General features: G+C 71.4%; 20 protein-coding genes. 13 read left to right on the forward strand and 7 right to left on the reverse strand.

The features are described 5' to 3' along the window. Nucleotides 1-3 precede the first annotated feature (3 nt). Together NQ165_RS03660 and NQ165_RS03665 are read left to right on the forward strand one after the other, a co-directional pair. Nucleotides 4-1,146, forward strand: a complete 1,143-nt coding sequence (locus tag NQ165_RS03660; RefSeq protein ID WP_257531755.1) for a cysteine desulfurase family protein — start codon at nucleotides 4-6, stop codon at nucleotides 1,144-1,146. Beyond that, nucleotides 1,143-2,099, forward strand: a complete 957-nt coding sequence (locus NQ165_RS03665; RefSeq protein ID WP_257531377.1) for a glycosyltransferase family 2 protein — start codon at nucleotides 1,143-1,145, stop codon at nucleotides 2,097-2,099. The genes NQ165_RS03660 and NQ165_RS03665 overlap by 4 nt, the downstream gene beginning before the upstream one ends. 15 nt (nucleotides 2,100-2,114) lie before the next feature. On the opposite strand, the gene NQ165_RS03670 is transcribed toward NQ165_RS03665, so the two are convergent. Next, on the reverse strand, nucleotides 2,115-4,022 hold the full coding sequence (locus NQ165_RS03670; RefSeq protein ID WP_257531379.1) for an ABC transporter ATP-binding protein: 1,908 nt from the start codon (nucleotides 4,020-4,022) through the stop codon (nucleotides 2,115-2,117). 39 nt (nucleotides 4,023-4,061) lie between these two features. Between NQ165_RS03670 and NQ165_RS03675 the strand changes: the two genes are divergently transcribed. Next, nucleotides 4,062-4,247, forward strand: a complete 186-nt coding sequence (locus NQ165_RS03675) for a hypothetical protein (protein WP_257531381.1) — start codon at nucleotides 4,062-4,064, stop codon at nucleotides 4,245-4,247. A gap of 6 nt (nucleotides 4,248-4,253) precedes the next feature. Here NQ165_RS03675 and NQ165_RS03680 read toward each other — a convergent pair whose 3' ends face one another. After that, a complete protein-coding gene (locus tag NQ165_RS03680) occupies nucleotides 4,254-4,376 on the reverse strand; it encodes a hypothetical protein (RefSeq protein ID WP_257531383.1) in 123 nt (40 codons plus the stop codon). 130 nt (nucleotides 4,377-4,506) lie between these two features. Here NQ165_RS03680 and NQ165_RS03685 point away from each other — a divergent pair, with 130 nt between their 5' ends. Both NQ165_RS03685 and adhP read left to right on the forward strand, forming a co-directional pair. Beyond that, on the forward strand, nucleotides 4,507-5,055 hold the full coding sequence (locus NQ165_RS03685; protein WP_257531385.1) for a type 1 glutamine amidotransferase domain-containing protein: 549 nt from the start codon (nucleotides 4,507-4,509) through the stop codon (nucleotides 5,053-5,055). Between the two features lie 213 nt (nucleotides 5,056-5,268). Next, nucleotides 5,269-6,288: an alcohol dehydrogenase AdhP gene (adhP, locus tag NQ165_RS03690; protein WP_374679368.1), complete on the forward strand. Its 1,020-nt coding sequence runs from the start codon at nucleotides 5,269-5,271 to the stop codon at nucleotides 6,286-6,288. 49 nt (nucleotides 6,289-6,337) lie between these two features. On the opposite strand, the gene NQ165_RS03695 is transcribed toward adhP, so the two are convergent. Beyond that, nucleotides 6,338-7,555 carry a PLP-dependent aspartate aminotransferase family protein gene (locus NQ165_RS03695; protein ID WP_257531389.1) on the reverse strand — a complete coding sequence of 406 codons (1,218 nt, stop codon included), beginning with the start codon at nucleotides 7,553-7,555 and terminating at the stop codon, nucleotides 6,338-6,340. 113 nt (nucleotides 7,556-7,668) lie between these two features. On the opposite strand from NQ165_RS03695, the gene NQ165_RS03700 reads away from it, so the two are divergent. After that, nucleotides 7,669-8,154, forward strand: a complete 486-nt coding sequence (locus NQ165_RS03700; RefSeq protein ID WP_257531391.1) for an Lrp/AsnC family transcriptional regulator — start codon at nucleotides 7,669-7,671, stop codon at nucleotides 8,152-8,154. A 15-nt stretch (nucleotides 8,155-8,169) separates the two neighbouring features. Here the strand turns inward: NQ165_RS03700 and NQ165_RS03705 are convergent, their stop codons facing one another. The 4 genes from NQ165_RS03705 to NQ165_RS03720 form a co-directional block, all read right to left on the reverse strand. Continuing rightward, nucleotides 8,170-8,547, reverse strand: a complete 378-nt coding sequence (locus NQ165_RS03705; RefSeq protein WP_257531393.1) for a metal-sensitive transcriptional regulator — start codon at nucleotides 8,545-8,547, stop codon at nucleotides 8,170-8,172. After that, entirely contained in the window at nucleotides 8,544-10,829 is a 2,286-nt protein-coding gene (locus tag NQ165_RS03710; RefSeq protein WP_257531395.1) for a cation-translocating P-type ATPase, read from the reverse strand. Before NQ165_RS03710 ends, NQ165_RS03705 begins: the two co-directional genes overlap by 4 nt. Nucleotides 10,830-10,844: 15 nt before the next feature. Further along, entirely contained in the window at nucleotides 10,845-11,054 is a 210-nt protein-coding gene (locus tag NQ165_RS03715) for a heavy-metal-associated domain-containing protein (RefSeq protein ID WP_257531397.1), read from the reverse strand. A gap of 260 nt (nucleotides 11,055-11,314) precedes the next feature. After that, nucleotides 11,315-13,018: a long-chain-fatty-acid--CoA ligase gene (locus NQ165_RS03720; RefSeq protein ID WP_257531399.1), complete on the reverse strand. Its 1,704-nt coding sequence runs from the start codon at nucleotides 13,016-13,018 to the stop codon at nucleotides 11,315-11,317. 149 nt (nucleotides 13,019-13,167) lie between these two features. On the opposite strand from NQ165_RS03720, the gene NQ165_RS03725 reads away from it, so the two are divergent. The 7 genes from NQ165_RS03725 to NQ165_RS03755 all read left to right on the forward strand — a co-directional run bounded on the left by NQ165_RS03725 (nucleotide 13,168) and on the right by NQ165_RS03755 (nucleotide 18,322). Beyond that, nucleotides 13,168-13,902 carry a hypothetical protein gene (locus NQ165_RS03725; RefSeq protein WP_257531401.1) on the forward strand — a complete coding sequence of 245 codons (735 nt, stop codon included), beginning with the start codon at nucleotides 13,168-13,170 and terminating at the stop codon, nucleotides 13,900-13,902. After that, on the forward strand, nucleotides 13,880-14,293 hold the full coding sequence (locus NQ165_RS03730; protein WP_257531403.1) for a phage holin family protein: 414 nt from the start codon (nucleotides 13,880-13,882) through the stop codon (nucleotides 14,291-14,293). The genes NQ165_RS03725 and NQ165_RS03730 overlap by 23 nt, the downstream gene beginning before the upstream one ends. Then, nucleotides 14,290-14,865 carry a DUF3618 domain-containing protein gene (locus tag NQ165_RS03735; protein ID WP_257531405.1) on the forward strand — a complete coding sequence of 192 codons (576 nt, stop codon included), beginning with the start codon at nucleotides 14,290-14,292 and terminating at the stop codon, nucleotides 14,863-14,865. The genes NQ165_RS03730 and NQ165_RS03735 overlap by 4 nt, the downstream gene beginning before the upstream one ends. Before the next feature lie 122 nt (nucleotides 14,866-14,987). After that, nucleotides 14,988-16,355 (forward strand): APC family permease, encoded by a 1,368-nt coding sequence (locus NQ165_RS03740; RefSeq protein ID WP_257531407.1) that lies wholly within the window; start codon nucleotides 14,988-14,990, stop codon nucleotides 16,353-16,355. 82 nt (nucleotides 16,356-16,437) lie between these two features. Then, nucleotides 16,438-17,148, forward strand: coding sequence for a DUF1345 domain-containing protein (locus NQ165_RS03745; protein WP_257531409.1), 711 nt, complete (start codon nucleotides 16,438-16,440; stop codon nucleotides 17,146-17,148). Nucleotides 17,149-17,201: 53 nt separating this feature from the next. Next, nucleotides 17,202-17,624 (forward strand): GIY-YIG nuclease family protein, encoded by a 423-nt coding sequence (locus NQ165_RS03750; RefSeq protein WP_257531411.1) that lies wholly within the window; start codon nucleotides 17,202-17,204, stop codon nucleotides 17,622-17,624. A gap of 191 nt (nucleotides 17,625-17,815) precedes the next feature. Further along, nucleotides 17,816-18,322 (forward strand): flavodoxin domain-containing protein, encoded by a 507-nt coding sequence (locus tag NQ165_RS03755; protein WP_257531413.1) that lies wholly within the window; start codon nucleotides 17,816-17,818, stop codon nucleotides 18,320-18,322. Nucleotides 18,323-18,353 lie beyond the last annotated feature (31 nt).

The following is an 18,353-nucleotide window of genomic DNA, read 5'->3' on the forward strand; positions in this document are numbered from 1 at the left end:
ACGCTGTTCTACCTCGATCACGCCGCCACGACGCCGGTGCGCCCCGACGTGCTCGAGGCGATGACACCGCACCTCACCGGCGCCTTCGGCAACCCGTCGAGCCACCACACCGTCGGCGAAGCCGCCGCGCGCGCCCTCGCCGACGCCCGTGCGCGGGTGGCACGGGTGCTCGGCATGCGCGCCGGCGACATCGTGTTCACCGCCGGCGGCACCGAAGCGAACAACCTCGCGGTGAAGGGCATCGCCCTGGGCGCCCGCAGCGCCGACCCCCGCAGGCGGCACGTGATCACCACGGCGATCGAGCACACGTCGGTGCTCGCCTCGTGCGACTACCTGCACCGGCTGCATGAGGCCGAGATCACGCTGCTGTCCGTCGATGAGGACGGGCGCGTCGACCCGGAGCGACTCGACGCCGCGGTCGGCGCAGGCACCGCCGTCGTGTCCATCGGCTACGCGAACAACGAGATCGGCACCGTGCAGGACGTCGCCGCGCTCGCGGCCGTCTGCGCGCGGCACCGGGTGCCGCTGCACGTCGACGCGGTGCAGGCCGCCGGATGGCTCCCGCTGGCGGGCACCGGGGCCGACGCACTGTCGATCGCCGGCCACAAGATCGGCGCGCCGAAGGGCATCGGGGTGCTCGCGGTGCGCGGACGGGTGCCGCTGGAGCCCCTCGTGCACGGCGGCGGACAGGAGCGCGGCCGCCGCAGCGGCACCGAGAACGTCGCCGGCGCCGTCGGTCTCGCCGTCGCCCTCGAGCTCGCCGAGGCCGAACGGGTGGATGCCGCCGCCCGCGCCACCGCGGTGCGTGACGCCTTCACCGACGCTGTGCTCACCACCGTCCCCGGCTCTCGCCTCACCGGGCACCCCCTTCACCGTCTGGCGGGCACGGCGAGCTTCACGTTCGCCGGCGCGAGCGGCGAGGCCGTGCTGCTGCAGCTCGAACGCCGCGGCATCGTGACCTCGAGCGGTTCGGCGTGCGCTGCCGGCAGCGACGAGCCCTCGCACGTGCTGCTCGCGCTCGGCATCGCGGCCGACCTCGCGCAGACAGCGGTGCGCTTCACGTTCGGGCGCGGCCCCACTCCCGCCCCCGCAGCACTGGCCGCCGCCGTCGCCTCATCGGTTGCGGCGGTACGATCGGGCACGTGAGTGCCGCGATCACCGTCATCGTGCCCGGGTTCGACGTCGCAGACTACGCCGCCGAGGCGCTGCAGTCGCTGCAGGGGCAGACGCTGTCGGACTGGGTGGCGATCCTCGTCGACGACGCCTCCACCGATGCCACGGGCGAGATCTTCGCCGCTGCCGCGGCCGCAGACCCGCGGTTCCGGCTCGTCCGCCACGACGCGCGGCGCGGGCTCAGTACCGCGCGCAACACCGGCGTGGCGCTCGTGGAGACGCCGTACCTGGGCTTCCTCGACGCCGACGACGTGCTCACCCCGACGGCCCTCGAGCGGCTGGTCGGGGTGCTGAACGAGACCGGCAGCGACTTCGCGGTGGGCGCGTACGTGCGCCTGCGACCGGATGCCACCGGCGGCTACGCGCCGGGAAGCGTGCAGCCGTGGGTGGCCGCGGCCACCCACCCCGCCCGCACCGGCACCACCATCGACGCGCACCCCGAGGCGTCGGGCAACATCGTGGCGTGGTCCAAGGTCAGCCGCACCGACTTCTGGCGGCGGGCGGGCCTGCGGTTCCCCGACGGCCGACTCTACGAAGACCAGATCGTGGCGCAGCAGATGTACAGCCGCGCGCGCCGCTTCGACACCGTTCCCGATGTGGTCGTGCACTGGCGCCAGCGCGCCGACGGCTCCTCGATCACCCAGGGCACCACCGACCTGGCGGTGCTGCGGGCATACCTGGCGGCGATGACCGACGGCCTGGAGGTGCTGCAGTCCGCCGGCCACAGCGCCGCCGTGCGCGCCCGCGTGCAGCTCATCCTCTCGATGGATCTCCCCCCGCTCGTGGAGATCGCGCGCATCCACCCCGACGACGCCTACCGGCGGGCGCTGGGCTCGTTCGTCCGCGACGTCTGGGAGCGCGGCGGCGCCGGTGCACGACTCGACGACCACACGGCCAGGCTCGCGGCCGCTGCACTGTTGTTCTGAGTCCGCCCCGGGGCGCTACGGGGTGCGCCGCGCGATCTGCTGTTCGGTCTCGAGCACCCGGGAGGCGGCGACCTGCTCCGCCGCGAGCTTCGCGTACAGACCGCCGGCGGCCAGCAGGTCGGCATGCGTCCCCGACTCCACGATGCGTCCCGCCTCCACGACGTGGATCACGTCGGCGCCGATCACGGTCGAGAGCCGATGGGCGACCGACAGCGTCGTGCGGCCTCGGGCTGCGGCATCCAGCGCATCCTGCACGACCCGCTCCGAGACCGTGTCCAGCGCCGACGTCGCCTCGTCCAGCAGCAGCACGGGCGGATCCTTCAGCAGCACGCGCGCGATGGCGATGCGCTGCTTCTCCCCGCCCGAGAGCCGGTAGCCGCGCTCTCCCACCACCGTGTCGTAGCCGGCCGGGAAGCCCGTGATGATGTGGTGGATGTTGGCCGCGGCGCACGCGGCGGCCAGTTCCTCGTCGGTGGCGTCGGGCTTGGCGTAGCGGAGGTTCTCACGGATCGTGGCGTGGAAGAGGTAGGTCTCCTGCGACACGATGCCGACATGGTCGATCAGGGACTCGTGGCGGAGCCGTCGCACGTCCGCTCCGGCGAACATCACGCTCCCGCCCGAGGCCTCGTACAGCCTCGGGGCGAGATACAGCACGGTGGTCTTGCCCGCCCCCGACGGCCCCACGAACGCGACGTGCTGGCCCGGCTCGGCGACGAACGACACGCCGTCGAGCGTCGGCCTGGTGTCCGTTCCGGCATCCGGGTACCGGAACACCACGTCCTGGAACTCCACGCGTCCGAGCGGCCCGGGGGCGTCGGCCACGTCGATGGCATCGGGGGCGTCCGAGATCGCAGGCGTCAGATCGAGGTACTCGAAGATGCGGGCGAAGAGGGCCGCCGATGTCTGCAGGTCGAGGGCGACGCGCATGAGGCCGGTCAGCGGCTGCAGCAGGCGCGCCTGCACCGTGGTGAACGCCACGATCGTGCCGGCGGTGATGTCGGGGCTGCCCCCGGCGACGAGATACCCGGCGACGAGGTAGATCACGGCGGGCACGCTCGCCATGAGCACCTGCACGACGGCGAAGAACCCCTGCCCGCTCATCGCCCGGCGCACCTGCAGCACGACCTGATTGCGGTTCTCCGCGCGATACCGCTCGGACTCGGTGCGTTGCCGGTTGAAGGCCTTCGACAGCAGGATGCCGGACACGCTCAGCGTCTCCTGCGTGATCGCCGTCAGCTCCGACAGCGATTCCTGCGTCTCCCCCGCGATGCGGGCACGCACCTGCCCGACCTTGCGCTGGATGAGCACCAGCGCGGGCATGAGCACCACGGCGATGATCGTCAGGCGCCAGTCGATGATGATCATCGCCACGAGCGATGCGACGACCGTCACGGCGTTGCCGAGGATGCTGGTGACGGTGTTGGTGAGCACCCCCGCCACCCCGCCGACGTCGTTCTGCAGGCGCGACTGGATGACGCCCGTCTTGGTGCGGGTGAAGAACGCGAGCTCCATCGCCTGCAGGTGGTCGAACAGCCGCACGCGCAGGTCTCCGGTGACGCGGTTTCCCACCGTCGCGGTGAGCCACGTCTGCACGACACCCACGCCCGCCGACGCCAGGAACAGCCCGATCATCAGCGCCACCAGCCGCAGCAGGAGGGAGAGGTCGGGTCCGCCGGTGGGAGGGAAGAGCGCCTCGTCGAACACCCGCTGCACCAGCAGGGGCGGCACCACGGCCAGGCCCGAGCCGAGGATCACGAGCGCGCCGGTGACGGCGATGCGCGCGCGGTACGGGCGGAACAGCGCCAGCACGCGGCGGCCGAGGCCCGGGATGCGCGGCGCCTGCGCGTTGAGGCGGCGCTGGGCGGACTCGTCCACCCCGCGGAATCCGCCGCGCGGACCGCCGCCGGCCATGCCCATGGTCATCCGTTCAGCCTACGTCCGCGCATCGGTAGGGTGGCGGGCATGAACACGACACCCGGTGACGCCGACCGTGCCGAGCTCGACGCGCTCCGCGAGGAGATCGACGAGCTGAAGGCCATCCCCGAAGAGGAGCTGGTCAACCCCAGCCCCACGAAGGGACATGAGGACGAGCTTGACGCGGAGCCCAACGAGGCTCCCGGCTCCGAGGAGTTCGGCGGACCCGCGTAACGCGGGTCAGTTACCGCCGCAGGCGCTGCCTCCGCAGCACGACGACCCCTGCTGCGGCGTGGCGAGCAGGTTCTTGTCGTCCGCGATGGGCTGAAGGGGCTGGGTCACGGTCGGGTCAATGGTGGCCATGCGCTCCATGCTAGACCCGCCTTAGGCGACCGGCTCCGCACGCGCAACCCCGGGGTGTCGGTTCGCGCCTGCTCCTACCGTGGAGGCGCGCCGGGGAGTCCCCGGCGCCTCGACGACGAAAGGAAGACGCATGACCGACATCTCCGGCAAGCGCGTGGCGTTCCTGCTCACCGACGGCTTCGAGGACAGTGAGCTCACCTCGCCCTGGCAGGCCGTGACCGACGCCGGCGCCACCGCCGTGCTCGTCTCCCCCGCCGATGGCTCGGTCACGGGCAAGAACGGCCACGAGCAGCAGGTCGACCTCGCCGTCGCACAGGCCACCGCCGGCGACTTCGACGCCCTGGTCCTTCCCGGTGGCGTCGTCAACGCCGACCACCTGCGCATGGACGACAAGGCCGTGAGCTTCGCCCGCGACTTCTTCGCGCAGCACAAGCCCGTCGGCGTCATCTGCCACGGCGCCCGGATCCTGGCCGATGCGGACGTGCTCGACGGCCGCACGGTGACCAGCTATCCGAGTCTGAAGACCGACCTGCGCAACGCGGGCGCGACCTGGGTCGACGAGGAGGTCGTGGTCGACGCCGGCCTGGTCTCCAGCCGCACGCCGGACGACCTCCCCGCCTTCAACGCGAAGGTGGTCGAAGAGATCGAAGAGGGCGCGCACGCCGGCCAGACCGTGTGACGCGCAGCGCCGAGGGGGCGACGATCCGCAGGGACGTCGCCCCCTCGGCCTACCCGGGTGCTTTTTCCCGGCAAGCGCGTGGACCTGTGGTCTGACCACAGTCTAGAATGATCGCGAAGGACGGCGAACGCCCGTCCGCAAGGAGTGATCATCATGACTTCGATGACGAACGCGGCCGCCCCGGCCGATCGCGGCGTCGTCCCCGGTGGCACCATGCGCGCCGCCGTCGTCACCGCCCCCGACCAGCCGCTGCAGGTCACGGAGGTGCCGATCCCGACCCCCGGGCCCGGACAGGCTCTCGTGCGGGTCATCACCAGCGGTGTATGCCACACCGACCTGCACGCCGCCCGCGGCGACTGGCCGGTGCCGCCGAAGTCCGATCTCATCCCGGGCCACGAGGGCTACGGGGAGGTCGTCGCGCTGGGTGAGGGCGTCACCACCCTCGCCGTCGGCGACAAGGTCGGCAACGCGTGGCTGTGGAGCGCCTGCGGCGTGTGCGAGTTCTGCCGCACCGGCTGGGAGACGCTCTGCACCGAGCAGCAGAACGGCGGCTACTCCGTCGATGGCAGCTTCGGCGAGTACATGCTCGTCGACGAGCGCTTCGCCGCCCGCATCCCCGACGGCGTGAACACCGACGAGGTCGCGCCGATCCTCTGCGCCGGCGTCACGGTCTACAAGGGCCTGAAGATGACCGAGGTCAAGCCCGGCGAGTGGGTCGTCATCTCCGGCATCGGCGGCCTCGGCCACATCGCCGTGCAGTACGCCCGCGCCATGGGCATGCGCGTCGCCGCCGTCGACATCGACGACGACAAGCTGCTCCTCGCCCGCCGCCACGGCGCCGAGATCACCGTCAACGCCGCCAAGACCGATCCGATCGCCGAGATCCAGGAGCGCACCGGTGGCGCCCACGGCGTGCTCGTCACCGCCGTGCACCCGCAGGCGTTCGCACAGGGCACCGGCATGAGCCGGCGCGGCGGCACCGTGGTGTTCGTCGGCCTCCCCCCGGGGCAGTTCCCGGCCGACATCTTCGACACCGTGCTGCGGGCCATCACCATCCGCGGCTCCATCGTCGGCACGCGCCAGGACATGGTCGAGGCACTGGACTTCTTCGCCCGCGGCGAGATCCACCCCACCGTGACCGTCGAGAAGCTCGATGACATCAACGACATCTTCGAGCGCATGGAAGGCGGCAAGATCGAAGGCCGCATCGTGATGCGGTACGCGCGGGACTGACCTTCACCACGTGCGACGCCCCGGCCACTGCGGCCGGGGCGTCGTCGTCTCACGCGGAGATGTGAACGGGCGGCGCCGCGGCATCCCGCCCCGACGCCGACCGCAGCGCGCGGTCGAGGTCCTGGATGAGGTCGTCGACGTGCTCCAGGCCGATCGACAGCCGCAGCACCGCGGCCGACGGACGCGCGTGCGGGGCGACGGGGCGGTGCGTCAGCGCGGCCGGATGCTGGATGAGCGAGTCGACCCCGCCCAGCGAGACGGCGTGGGTGAACAGCTGCACGGCCGCCGCCGCCGCGGACGCCGCCTCGTACCCCTCCGCCATCTCGAGCGCGATCATCGCGCCGCCGCCGCTCATCTGGCGCGCCAGGAGCCCGCGCGGGTCACCGTCGAGCCCGGGGTAGTACACCCGCGCGACGGCGTCGTGGCCGGTGAGCCAGGCCGCGATGCGCGCGGCACTGTCCTGCTGGGCGCGCATGCGCACCGGCAGCGTCGCCAGCCCGCGGTGCAGCAGATACGCGCCGAACGGGTGCAGCAGACCTCCGGTGATCGCACGCACCCGCCGCAGCGCCTGCGCCTGCTCCTCGGAGCAGGCGATCACGCCGCCCATGGTGTCGCCGTGGCCGCCGAGGTACTTCGTCGCGCTGTGCAGGCTCATCGCCGCGCCGAGGTGCAGGGGACGCTGCAGCACGGGCGTGGCGAACGTGTTGTCCACCAGCACCGGCACGTCGCCCGCTGCGGCGACGACCGCCGGGATATCCACGAGCTCGAGGGTGGGGTTGGCCGGCGTCTCCACCATCACGAGGCCTGTGTCGGGCCGCAGCGCGCCGGCGACCTCGTCCTCGGCACAGAAGGTCGCATCGGCCCCGAGCAGCCCGGTGGCGAGCAGGTGGTCGGTGCCGCCGTAGAGCGGCCGCACCGCCACGACGTGCGGCCGGCCGACGGCCTGCGTCTGCGCGAGCACCGCCGCGGTCACCGCGGCCATGCCGGTCGAGAACGCCACAGCGGCCTCCGCTCCTTCGAGCGCGGCCAGGGCGTCCTCGAAGCGCGCGACGGTGGGGTTCCACAGTCGTGCGTAGACGAAGCTGTCGTCGTCACCGGGTCGCCCTCCGGTGGCGAGGGTCTCGTACGCATCGCCGCCGCGCTCGACGTCGGGCAGCGGGTTGGTGGTGGACAGGTCGATCGGCGGCGCGTGCACGCCGGCTGCGGCCAGGTCCTCGCGTCCAGCGTGAACGGCGGCAGTGTCGGGATGCCAGGAAGAGGGGTGCATGCCACGATCATGCAGGAAAACGCAGGCGAGAGAGCCGAAGTCCGCACACTACGCTGGCACCAAGGCTTCCTGCAGCGATTGCTGCGGCCTGGACGATCGAAGGGCGTGGAACGTTGGCGAGATCACAACCGACCGACGACGAGATCGACGACGTCGACCTGGCGATCCTCGCCGCGCTGAGCTCCCGGGCCGACATCACGAACAAGGCGCTCGCGGCGCGCCTGCACCTGGCGGAATCCACCTGTGCGCACCGGGTGCGGATGCTGCGTCGCCGGGGGCTCATCGTCGACACCCGTGCGCGAGTGGACACCGCGGCGCTCGGCTTCCCCCTCCGCGCACTCGTCAATGTGCGACTCGGCAGTCATACCAAGTCCGGCGTCACCGACCTGTTCCACGCGCTGACGCGGATCCCCGGGGTCATCGAGGTGTTCCACGTCGCCGGCGAGGACGATTTCGTCCTGCACGTCGCCGCGGCCGATGCGCACGCGCTGCGCGACCTCGTGCTCGAGCACGTCACCGTGCACCCGGCGGTGCGCTCCACTGAGACGCACCTCGTCTTCGATCGTCGTGACGGCGTCGGAGTGCTGCCCGCCGGCTGACGGCGCCGCCCGCGCTCAGGAGCGCACGAGGCGGGCGATGGCCGCCGTCGCCTCAGCGACCTTCGCGTCCGCATGGTCGCCGCCCACGCGCGCCGCGTCCACGACGCAGTGGCGCAGGTGATCGTCGAGCAGCCCGACCGCAACCGAGTTGAGCGCACTGGTCAGTGCGCTGATCTGCGTGAGGATGTCGATGCAGTACTTCTCCTCGGCGATCATGCGATGCACACCGCGCGCCTGGCCCTCGATCCGCTTGAGGCGGTTGAGGTAGCGCTCCTTGTCGGTGATGTAGCCGTGGACGTGTTCGGCGTCGTCCTCGTCGGCCGGGTGCGCGTGCGCACTCTCCGCGGCGGGCAGGGTCTCGTCGGGCACGGTCTCGTCGGCGAGGTCGGTCATGACACGGCATCCTTTCGGGTGGAGCGGCCGGCGGCGGCGGACAGCGGGCGGAACCGGCGCAGCCGCAGGCTGTTGCCGACGACGAAGACGCTCGACAGCGCCATGGCGGCGCCCGCGAGCATGGGGTTCAGCAGGCCGAGGGCCGCCAGCGGGATCGCGGCGACGTTGTAGGCAAAGGCCCAGAAGAGGTTGGTCTTGATCGTGCGGAGCGTGCGGCGGGAGAGCCGCACGGCGTCGGCCGCGGCTCCGAGGTCGCCGCGCACCAGCGTGATGTCCGCGGCCTCCATCGCGGCATCCGTGCCGGTGCCCATCGCCATGCCCAGATCGGCCTGCGCGAGGGCGGCGGCGTCGTTGACCCCGTCACCGACCATCGCCACGACCCGCCCCTCGGACTGCAGGCTCGCCACGACGGCGACCTTGTCCTCGGGGCGCACGTCGCCGATGGCCTCGTCGATGCCGACCTCGGCCGCGATGCGCGCGGCGACGGCGGCGTTGTCGCCGGTGAGCAGGATGGGCCGCAGGCCGAGCCTGCGCAGATCGGCCACCGCGGCGGCACTGGTCTGCTTCGGCCGGTCGGCGACCACGACAGCGCCACGGGCGCAACCGTCCCACGCCACCACGACGGCGGTCTGGCCGCGTTCGTGCGCCGCGTTCACGGCGGCGGTGAGCTGCGCGTCGACCTGGACCGACCACTGCTCGAGCAGCGCGGCCCGGCCGACGACGATCCCGTGCCCGCCGACAACGCCGGTGACGCCGAATCCCGCGGTGCTGCGGAAGTCCGTGACGGCGGGAAGGTCGCCCGCGCGCCCGGCCGCGTCGGCGATGGCGCGCGCGATGGGGTGCTCGCTGGCGTGCTCGACCGCACCGGCCAGGCGCAGCACCTCCGCCGCGTCCTCACCGGCGGCGGGCACGACCTCGACGACGCTCATGCGTCCCGTGGTGACGGTGCCGGTCTTGTCCAGCACGATGGTGTCGACCCGGCGGGTGGATTCGAGCACCTCGGGACCCTTGATGAGGATGCCGAGCTGCGCGCCCCGCCCGGTGCCGACCAGCAACGCCGTCGGCGTCGCCAGCCCCAGGGCGCACGGGCAGGCGATGATGAGCACCGCCACCGCGGCGGTGAACGCAGCCGCCGGGGCGGCCCCCGCGATGAGCCATCCGGCCAGCGCGGCCAGAGCGATGCCGATGACCACCGGGACGAACACCCCGGAGATGCGATCGGCCAGACGCTGCACCTCCGCCTTGCCGGACTGGGCCTGCTCCACCAGGCGGGCCATCTGCGCCAGCTGGGTGTCGGCGCCCACGCGGGTGGCCCGCACGACGAGGCGCCCGCCGGCGTTGACGGTGGCGCCGGTGACGGGGTCGCCGGCGCCGACCTCCACGGGAAGGGATTCGCCGGTCAGCAGCGACTGGTCGACGGCCGACGACCCCGCGACGACCACACCGTCGGTGGCGATCTTCTCCCCCGGGCGCACGACGAACTCGTCGCCCACCCGCAGTCGCTCGACGGGGATGCGCCCCTCGACGCCGTCGCGGATGACGGTGACGTCCTTCGCGCCCAGCTGCAGCAGCGCACGGAGGGCGGCACCCGCGCGCCGCTTGGCGCGCTTCTCGACATAGCGCCCGGCGAGCACGAACATCGTCACCCCGGCGGCGACCTCGAGGTAGATGTCACCCGCTGCGTCGGCGGCGCCGATCGTGAAGGTGAAGGGATGCGTCATCCCGGTCATGCCGGCGGTGCCGAAGAAGAGGGCGTACACCGACCACAGCAGCGCGGCGGACGTGCCGATGCTGATGAGGGTGTCCATGGTCGCGGCCCCGTGGCGCAGGTTGATCGCCGCCGCACGATGAAAGGGCCACGCGCCCCACACCACGACGGGAGCGGCCAGCGTGAGCGAGAGCCACTGCCAGTTCGGGAACTGCAGAGCAGGGATCATCGCCATGAGGATCACCGGCACGGCCAGCACCGTCGAGCCGATGAGTCGCTGCCGCAGGCTCCGCAGCTCTGGGTCGAGGGGTTCGGTGTCGGCATCCGGCTGCGCCTCAGGGGTGACAGGCAGAGCGGCGGTGTACCCGGTGCGCTGCACCTCGGCGATGACGGTCGCCGCGTCGAGCGCGGCCGGTCCGGTCACCTGCGCCTTCTCGGTGGCATAGTTCACCGTCGCGGTCACCCCGTCGAGGCGATTGAGCTTCTTCTCGATGCGCGCCGCGCACGACGCGCACGTCATGCCGCCGATCTCGAGTTCGAACCGAGCCTGGTCGGCGCCGAGGGTGTTCGTCATCTGCCGGGCGCTCCCTCAGGCCCGTGTCGCGGTGTAGCCGGCCTCGTCGACGGCGGCCAGCACGTCCTCATCGGAGATCGCAGCGGATGCCGTCACGGTCAGCCGTCCGGTCTTCGCACTGACCTGCACGTCCTCCGCGCCGGCGAGCTGCGAGACCTCGCCGCGCACCGCTGCCTCGCAATGACCGCAGGACATGCCCGTCACCTGGTACTCGCTGATCGCCATCTGCCTTCCTTCTCTTGGTCCATATACCCCGGTGGGGTAACCTCAGGGTACAACGCGGATACCCTCATAGGGTATTCCCCGGTGATAGCAGAAACCGGAGCGCAGGTCAACGGTCAGCGATGCGCAAAATGCGCGCGTAGCGTGGTTTCCAGCATGTGAGAGAGCCCCGGTTGAGGCGGCGACGTTCGGGTCGTCGCCGCCTCCCGGCCTCGCACCTGGCGGCCCCGGTGGGACACGTCCCACCGGGGCCGGATTCCGTTTCAGGCCTTGTCTGCGAGCATCCGCTCGCGCACCTCGCGGCGCAGCACCTTGCCGATGAGCGAGCGCGGGAGGTCCTCCATCTGCACGATGCGCCGCGGCACCTTGTAGGCCGCCAGCCGCGTGCGGCAGTAGTCGCGCAGCCCCTCCACGTCGAGCACGGCGCCCTCGCGCAGCACGACCGCGGCGGCGACGTCCTCTCCCCCGCTGCGGCGCGGCAGCGCGACCACGGCGGCCGCGTCCACGTCGGGGTGGGTGTGCAGGGTGTCCTCGACCTCGGTCGGCGACACGTTGAAGCCGCCCGTGATGATGAGTTCCTTCAGGCGGTCCACGATGGTGACGAACCCGTCGGCCGAGACCGATGCGATGTCGCCGGTGCGCAGCCAGCCGTCCTCGAGCAGGGTCGCGGCCGTCTCGGCGGGGCGCCCCCAGTAGCCCTGGAACACCTGCGGTCCGCGCACGAGCAGTTCGCCCGCTTCACCGAGCGGTCGGTCGACCGACGGATCGTCGGGGTCGACCACGCGGATCTCCGTGCTCGGGAACGGCACGCCGACGGTGCCGGGGCGGCGCGTGGTGCCCATCGGGTTGCCGATGGCCACCGGGGAGCTCTCGGTCATTCCGTAGCCCTCCACGAGCAGGCCGCCGGTGGCCTCCTCCCACCGCTTGACCGTGTCCACCGGCAGGCTCATCGCACCGGAGATCGCGAAGCGCACGCTGCTCAGGTCGATCGTGCCGCGGGCGGCCGCGCGGGCCAGCTGATCGTAGATCGGGGGGACGGCGGGAAGGAACGTCGGCGGGCTCTTGCGCGCGGCATCCGCCACCAGCCCGACGTCGAACTTGGGGAACAGCACGAGCTTGGCGGCGATGCCCATCGCGAAGGTCAGGCACAGCGTCATCCCGTACGCGTGGAAGAGGGGCAGCACCGCGTAGAACGTCTCCTCGCCGTCGACGAGACCCGGGACCCACGCGCTTCCCTGCATCGCGTTGGCGCGGAGGTTGCGGTGGGTGAGGATCGCCCCCTTCGGGGTTCCCGTCGTTCCGCTGGTGTACTGCAGCACGGCGATGTCGTCGACCGTCGGTGCGGGATGCCGGGCGGAGAGGCGCCGGTGATCCAGCAGCGCCTTCCACGTGTACGGCCGACGCAGCTCCGGGGTGGTGGTCAACTGGGCGCGCGACTCGCGCGCCCGCGGGATCGGAAGACGCAGCGCGAGCCGCTTGACCAGCGGCAGCGCCTCGGTCATGTCCACGCTCACGATGCGCTTCGGACGCACGTCGCTCGGGAAGTCGGCGACGACGTCGACGGTCTTGTCCCAGACGATCGCGACCGAGGCGCCGTGATCCTCGAACTGGTGCCGCAGCTCACGGGCGGTATAGAGCGGGTTGTGCTCGATGACGATGGCACCCAGCCGCAGCACGGCATAGAAGGCCACCACGTGCTGGGGGCAGTTCGGCAGCACGATGGCCACGCGGTCCCCCTTGCGCACACCCATGCGGCGCAGGCCCTCGGCGGCGCGCAGGATCTGGTCGCCGAGCTCGCCGTACGTCGTCACCGCACCGAAGAACTCCAGCGCCGGCCGGCGCGCGTGCGCCTTGATGCTGGCCTCGATCGTCTCAGTCAGCGACTGCGTCGGGGGGACGATGTCGGCAGGCACGCCGTCGGCATAGGCCGCCAGCCAGGGACGCGATGCGAAGGGGTTCGATGGCATGCTTCCATCTTCCACCCCGCGGGCTGAGGGTTCGCTCACGCGCGCACCAGATGCACGGTCGGCCCTCGCACGCAAGGGGGTACGAGTTCCGGTGAACGCGACGTAGAACCGAACAGCGTCGGATCCCCCCGGCGCGGAAGGAGAGAGCAATGTCAGAGAGTTACGGAACGGGGGCACCGACCTCGTCGGGTGCCGCCAGCGGCAGCACCTCGGCCAAGGTCGACACCGCCAAGGCGGAAGCCGCCGACTTGAAGAACACGGCTGCCTCCAAGGCATCCGACGTGGCCTCGACGGCGAAGGACGAAGCCGCCACCGTGATCGGCGAGGCCGGCGCACAGGCACGCATGCTCTACGCGCAGACGCAGCGGGAGCTGAACGACCAGGCGAGCAGCCAGCAGCAGCGCGTCGCCTCAGGGCTGCGCGACATGAGTTCCGAGCTGGCATCGATGTCGTCGCATGCCGACAGCCAGGGCGTCGCATCGGACCTCGTCCGCCAGGCCGCCGACCGCCTCTCTGGGGCAGCGGCGTGGCTGGGTGACCGGGACCCCGCGGGTGTGCTCGCCGAGGTGAAGAGCTACGCCCGTCGCCGGCCCGGCATGTTCATCGCTGGTGCCGCCATCCTCGGTGTCGTCGCGGGGCGCCTGACGCGCGCGCTCGCGGCGAACGCCTCCGACGACAAGGACAGCGCAGCCGCTGCTCCGCGCGTCGCGCCGTCACCGGTTGTCGCGCAGACCGGCTCCGTGGCCGACGGCACGGCAGCGCCGGTGCCGCCGACATCGACACCGGGCCACGTCGACACGCCGCTGTACGAGCAGTCCACGACCATGCAGAGGTCGGGACCGTCCGCGGAAGGGAAGCCGGATGTCCGACGCGACACCCTCTGAGCAGAAGGCGGCGACGACGTCGCTGGGTGATCTGCTGTCCGAAGTCACCAGCGACATATCCACGCTGATGCGGCAGGAGGTCGCCCTCGCCAAGGCGGAACTGAAGGAGTCGGCCAGTCGCACGGCCAAGGGTGCGGGCATGCTCGGCGGGGCCGGATACGCCGCGCTGATGGCCGTGTTCTTCCTGTCGTACGCGCTCTGGTGGGCATTGGGAACCCTGGTGGGCGGCGGCTGGTCCGGCGTCATCGTGGCCGTGCTGTGGGCGGTCATCGCCGCGGTGCTCTACGTGATTGGCCGCAACAAGTTGAAGGAAGTCGAGGGTGCCCCGCAGACGGTGGAGACCCTCAAGGAGATACCCGAGACGCTGAAGAGGAATGAGGAGAACCGATGAGCGATTCACCCGACCAGATCCGCGCCGACATCGAGCGCACCCGGCAGGACCTCGGCGGCGACGTCGATGCACTGGCCGACAAGGTCACTCCGTCGAAGATCGTGGACAGGCAGAAGGACAGGGCACGCGAGGCCGTCCGATCGGTGCGCGAACGCATCATGGGCGCCGCCGACGACGCCGGCTCGGCGGTGTCCGGCGCGGGATCCTCCGCGGCGGGCAGCATCGGCGACGCAAAGGACCGGGTCGTCGCCAAGGCGGAGGGCAACCCGCTCGCCGTCGGGCTCATCGCATTCGGCGCAGGGCTGCTGGCTGCATCGCTGATCCCCGCCTCGTCGCAGGAGAAGCGGATGGCGGCGGACGTCAAGGACAAGGCCCAGCCCCTGGTCGATGAGGCCTCGCACGTCGCCCGCGACGTCGGCGAGCACCTCAAGGAGCCCGCCCAGCAGGCGGCGAGCGCCGTCAAGGATGCCGCAGCCGACTCCGTCGAAACGGTGAAGACCGAGGCGCAGTCCGCCGCGACGGACGTGAAGGATCAGGCGCAGCACAGCAGGGAGAACATCGCCGGCGGCTGACGCCAGCCCGGGCGGGGGTCGCAACGACGGGACCCCCGCCCGCTGGGCGGGAGCAGGATAAGCCACCATCGCCGCGCGCAACAGGGATTGCGGCGATCACCCGCGAGCAGTGAAGTGGTGCGATGAGCAAAGACATAGCCGCGGTGGCTCCCACCGCACCGATCGGGCTGAAGCGCGCCGTCGGCACGCCCCTGCTGTTCGCCTTCATCGTGGGCGACACCCTGGGTGCGGGCATCTACACCCTCGTCGGCTCGATGGCCACCGATGTCGGTGGGGTCATCTGGCTGCCGCTGCTCGTGGCTCTTGTCGTGGCGCTGCTCACGGCCGGCACCTATGCCGAGCTCATCACCAAGTACCCCCATGCCGGCGGCGCTGCCCGCTACATCGACCGCGCCTTCGGCAAGCCCTACCTGTCATTCCTCGTCGGGTTCCTGATGATGGCTTCCGGCATCACCACCGCCGCCGCGCTCGCCAACGCGTTCGCCGGCGACTACCTCACCGCGCTGATCGATGTGCCCCCGATCCCCACCGCGATCGTGTTCATCATCGTGCTGACCCTCATCAACCTGCGCGGAGTGCGGGAGTCGCTGGGCGCGAACCTCGTCGCGTCGGTCATCGAGGTCAGCGGTCTTGTGATCGTCATCGTCGTGTGCGCCATCGTCTTCGGCAACGGCGACGGCGACCCGTCCCGCATCTTCGAGTTCGCCCCCGACGTTCCTCCCGTCGAGGGCGTGTTCGCGGCATCGATCATCGCGTTCTTCTCCTTCCTCGGGTTCGAGGCGGCCGCGAACATGGCCGAAGAGGTGAAGAACCCCTCGAAGGCGTACCCCCGGGCTCTGTTCGGCGCGATCAGCACGGCCGCCGTCGTGTACCTGCTCATCGCGATCGGTGCGGTGATCGTCCTACCGCCCGCAGAACTGGCGACCTCGACCGGCCCGCTGCTCGATGTCGTGTCCGCGAGCGGCCTCGGCATCCCTTCGTGGCTGTTCGGTCTCATCGCGCTGGTCGCGATCGCCAACGGTGCCCTGCTGTTCATGGTCATGGCCAGCCGGGTGAGCTACGGTCTCGCCGAAGCCGGCCTGCTGCCGCACGCCTTCGCGCGGGTGCTGCCCAACCGGCGCACCCCGTGGGTCTCGATCGTCGTCGTGGCGGGCATCACCATCCTGCTGACCCTCGTCGGTGACGTCGCCACCCTCGCCGAGACGACGGTGCTGCTGCTGCTCCTCGTCTTCCTCTCGGCGAACGTCAGCGTGCTGGTGCTCAAGAAGGACAAGGTCGACCACCGTCACTTCTCGGTGCCGCGGTTCATCCCCGTCATCGGCATCCTGGCGTGCCTCGTGCTGCTGGCCCAGCAGTCGTGGCAGGTCTGGCTGGGTTCGCTGGCGTACATCGCCGTCGGATCGGTGCTCTTCTTCGTGGCGCGGTACGGCCGCAAGCGCGGCGACGAGAAGCGGCGTGTCAAGGCCGCGAACCCCGCGCCGATCGCCTGAGGGCCGGCGACCACGGCGCGGGTCGCGCGGGCACCGCATCGCGCGGTCGGGCAGCAGTCGGACGACTCCCTAGAATTGGCCGGTGCAGGCAACCCGATACGTCACCGACGCCGCCCGCGCGAACCTCAGTTCGGCGATCGCCGCAGCGCTCGGGTTCGCCTTCGCGGTCGCGACCGCCGCGATGCGCGGGGACCTCGGCGTGGTCGATCCGCTGCGACTCGGAATCGACGTCTACCTGTTCATGTGGCCGTCGTTCGGCGCGGTCTATCTGGTCTGGACGCACCTCGCGTACTCCCGGCACGACGTCGCGACCCTCCGCTGGCGCACGCAGCGGGAGCTGCAGGCGCAGCGCCGCTGGTGGTGGCCGCTCGTCGGATTCGGCGGCGCGTCGAGCTGGACGCTGAGCGCGGCGCTGGCCGCGGTGTTCATCACCGTCGTCATCGCGCAGACGCCTGAGTACCGCGGCAGCCTGCTGTACGTCGCCCTGGGGCTGCTGTGCGTCGCCTGCTCGTGGGCGCTCATGGTCTACGCGTTCGCCCTGCAGTACCTGCGTCTGCAGGTCGGCACGATCGACGCCGATCACATCCGCCTGGAGGTCGGCAGCCCCGCCACCTTCGGCGACTACCTCACGCTGTCGATCCTGCTGTCGACGATGGCGGCGACCGTCTCGGCGTCCGTGCGCACCCGGCAGGCGTGGATGCTCGTGCGCACGAACGTCCTGTTCGCCTTCACGTTCAACTCGGTGATCGTGGCGATGGTCGTCTCGCTGCTGCTCGGCGGCCTGAGCGGCTGAGGATGCCGCGTCGAGCGGCGGCGATGTCGGTGGCTGCCCCTAGCGTGGCCGGCGTGGACCGCGACGCGCTGCCGGGGCCGTGCGCACTGTGCGGCGGACTGGCCGGCGTGCGCGCGGAGGGCTCGTGGGTCTGCGCCGCGTGCGGGTGGCGCTACGGCGCCGCTCCCGACCCCGATCTGCCGCTCCCCCGCATCGACGTCGTGTACTACCTGCGCTTCGACGCACGGGTGAAGATCGGGACGACGTGGCGGCCCCGGCAGCGCCTCGCCGCGATCCGGCACGAGGAGCTGCTCGCGTTCGAACGCGGCGCCAGAGCCCTCGAGCAGCAGCGACACCGCGAGTTCGGCGATATCCGCGAGGGTGGCGAGTGGTTCACCCTCGACGAGTCGCTCGCCGCGCACATCGCCGCGGTGCGCGCGGCCGGCGACCCGTGGACCCTCTACGCCCGCTGGCTGAGCGAGGCCCTCCGCCGCTGACCGCCGCGCTCGGCCGCGTCGCGGATCCCGCCCGCCTCGGGGCTCGGGGCGCGTATCCGTCCCCGAACCCACGCATCCTCAGGTTCGGGGCGCGTAAAGGGTCCCACCGCTGGCCCTGTTCGAGGACTAGCCTGCGAGTGATGGTGACTGAGCGTCGGACAGCACAGGACAGTCGTGCGGGAGGTGGCGACATGCGTGCACTGATCGTCTATGAATCGCTGTGGGGTAACACGGAGAAGATCGCGCGAGCAGTGGCAGAGACGCTTGCCGGAACCGGAACGGTGGATGTGGTCGAATCGGATTCCGCCCCGGCGTCGCTGGACGGCTACGACCTGCTCGTCGTCGGCGGTCCGACGCACGCGTTCTCGATGCCGCGGCCGGCCACCCGCGCCGAAGCCGTCACCTCGCACGGTGCGCCGCATGCGCCCGAGCGCGGGATCCGCGAGTGGCTCGCCGGGCTCACCGCCGGCCTAGCCTCGATCCCCGCGGCAGCGTTCGACACGCGGGTCGACAAGCCTCGTCTGCCCGGCTCGGCCGCCGCATCCGCCCGCCGCGAGCTGCGCAGGCTGGGCTTCGACACCGCCCTCAAGCCAGCGACCTTCCGCGTGCACGGGTACGAGGGTCCGCTGCTCGAGGGCGAGATCGAGCGCGCGCACGCCTGGGCCGCTGGGCTCGCGGCAGCAGGGTCGCGCGGCTGAACCCCGGCACGCGCACACCGCTGCTCGCGGC

Source organism: Microbacterium sp. zg.Y1084 (genome assembly GCF_024623595.1).
GTDB lineage: Bacteria > Actinomycetota > Actinomycetes > Actinomycetales > Microbacteriaceae > Microbacterium > Microbacterium wangruii.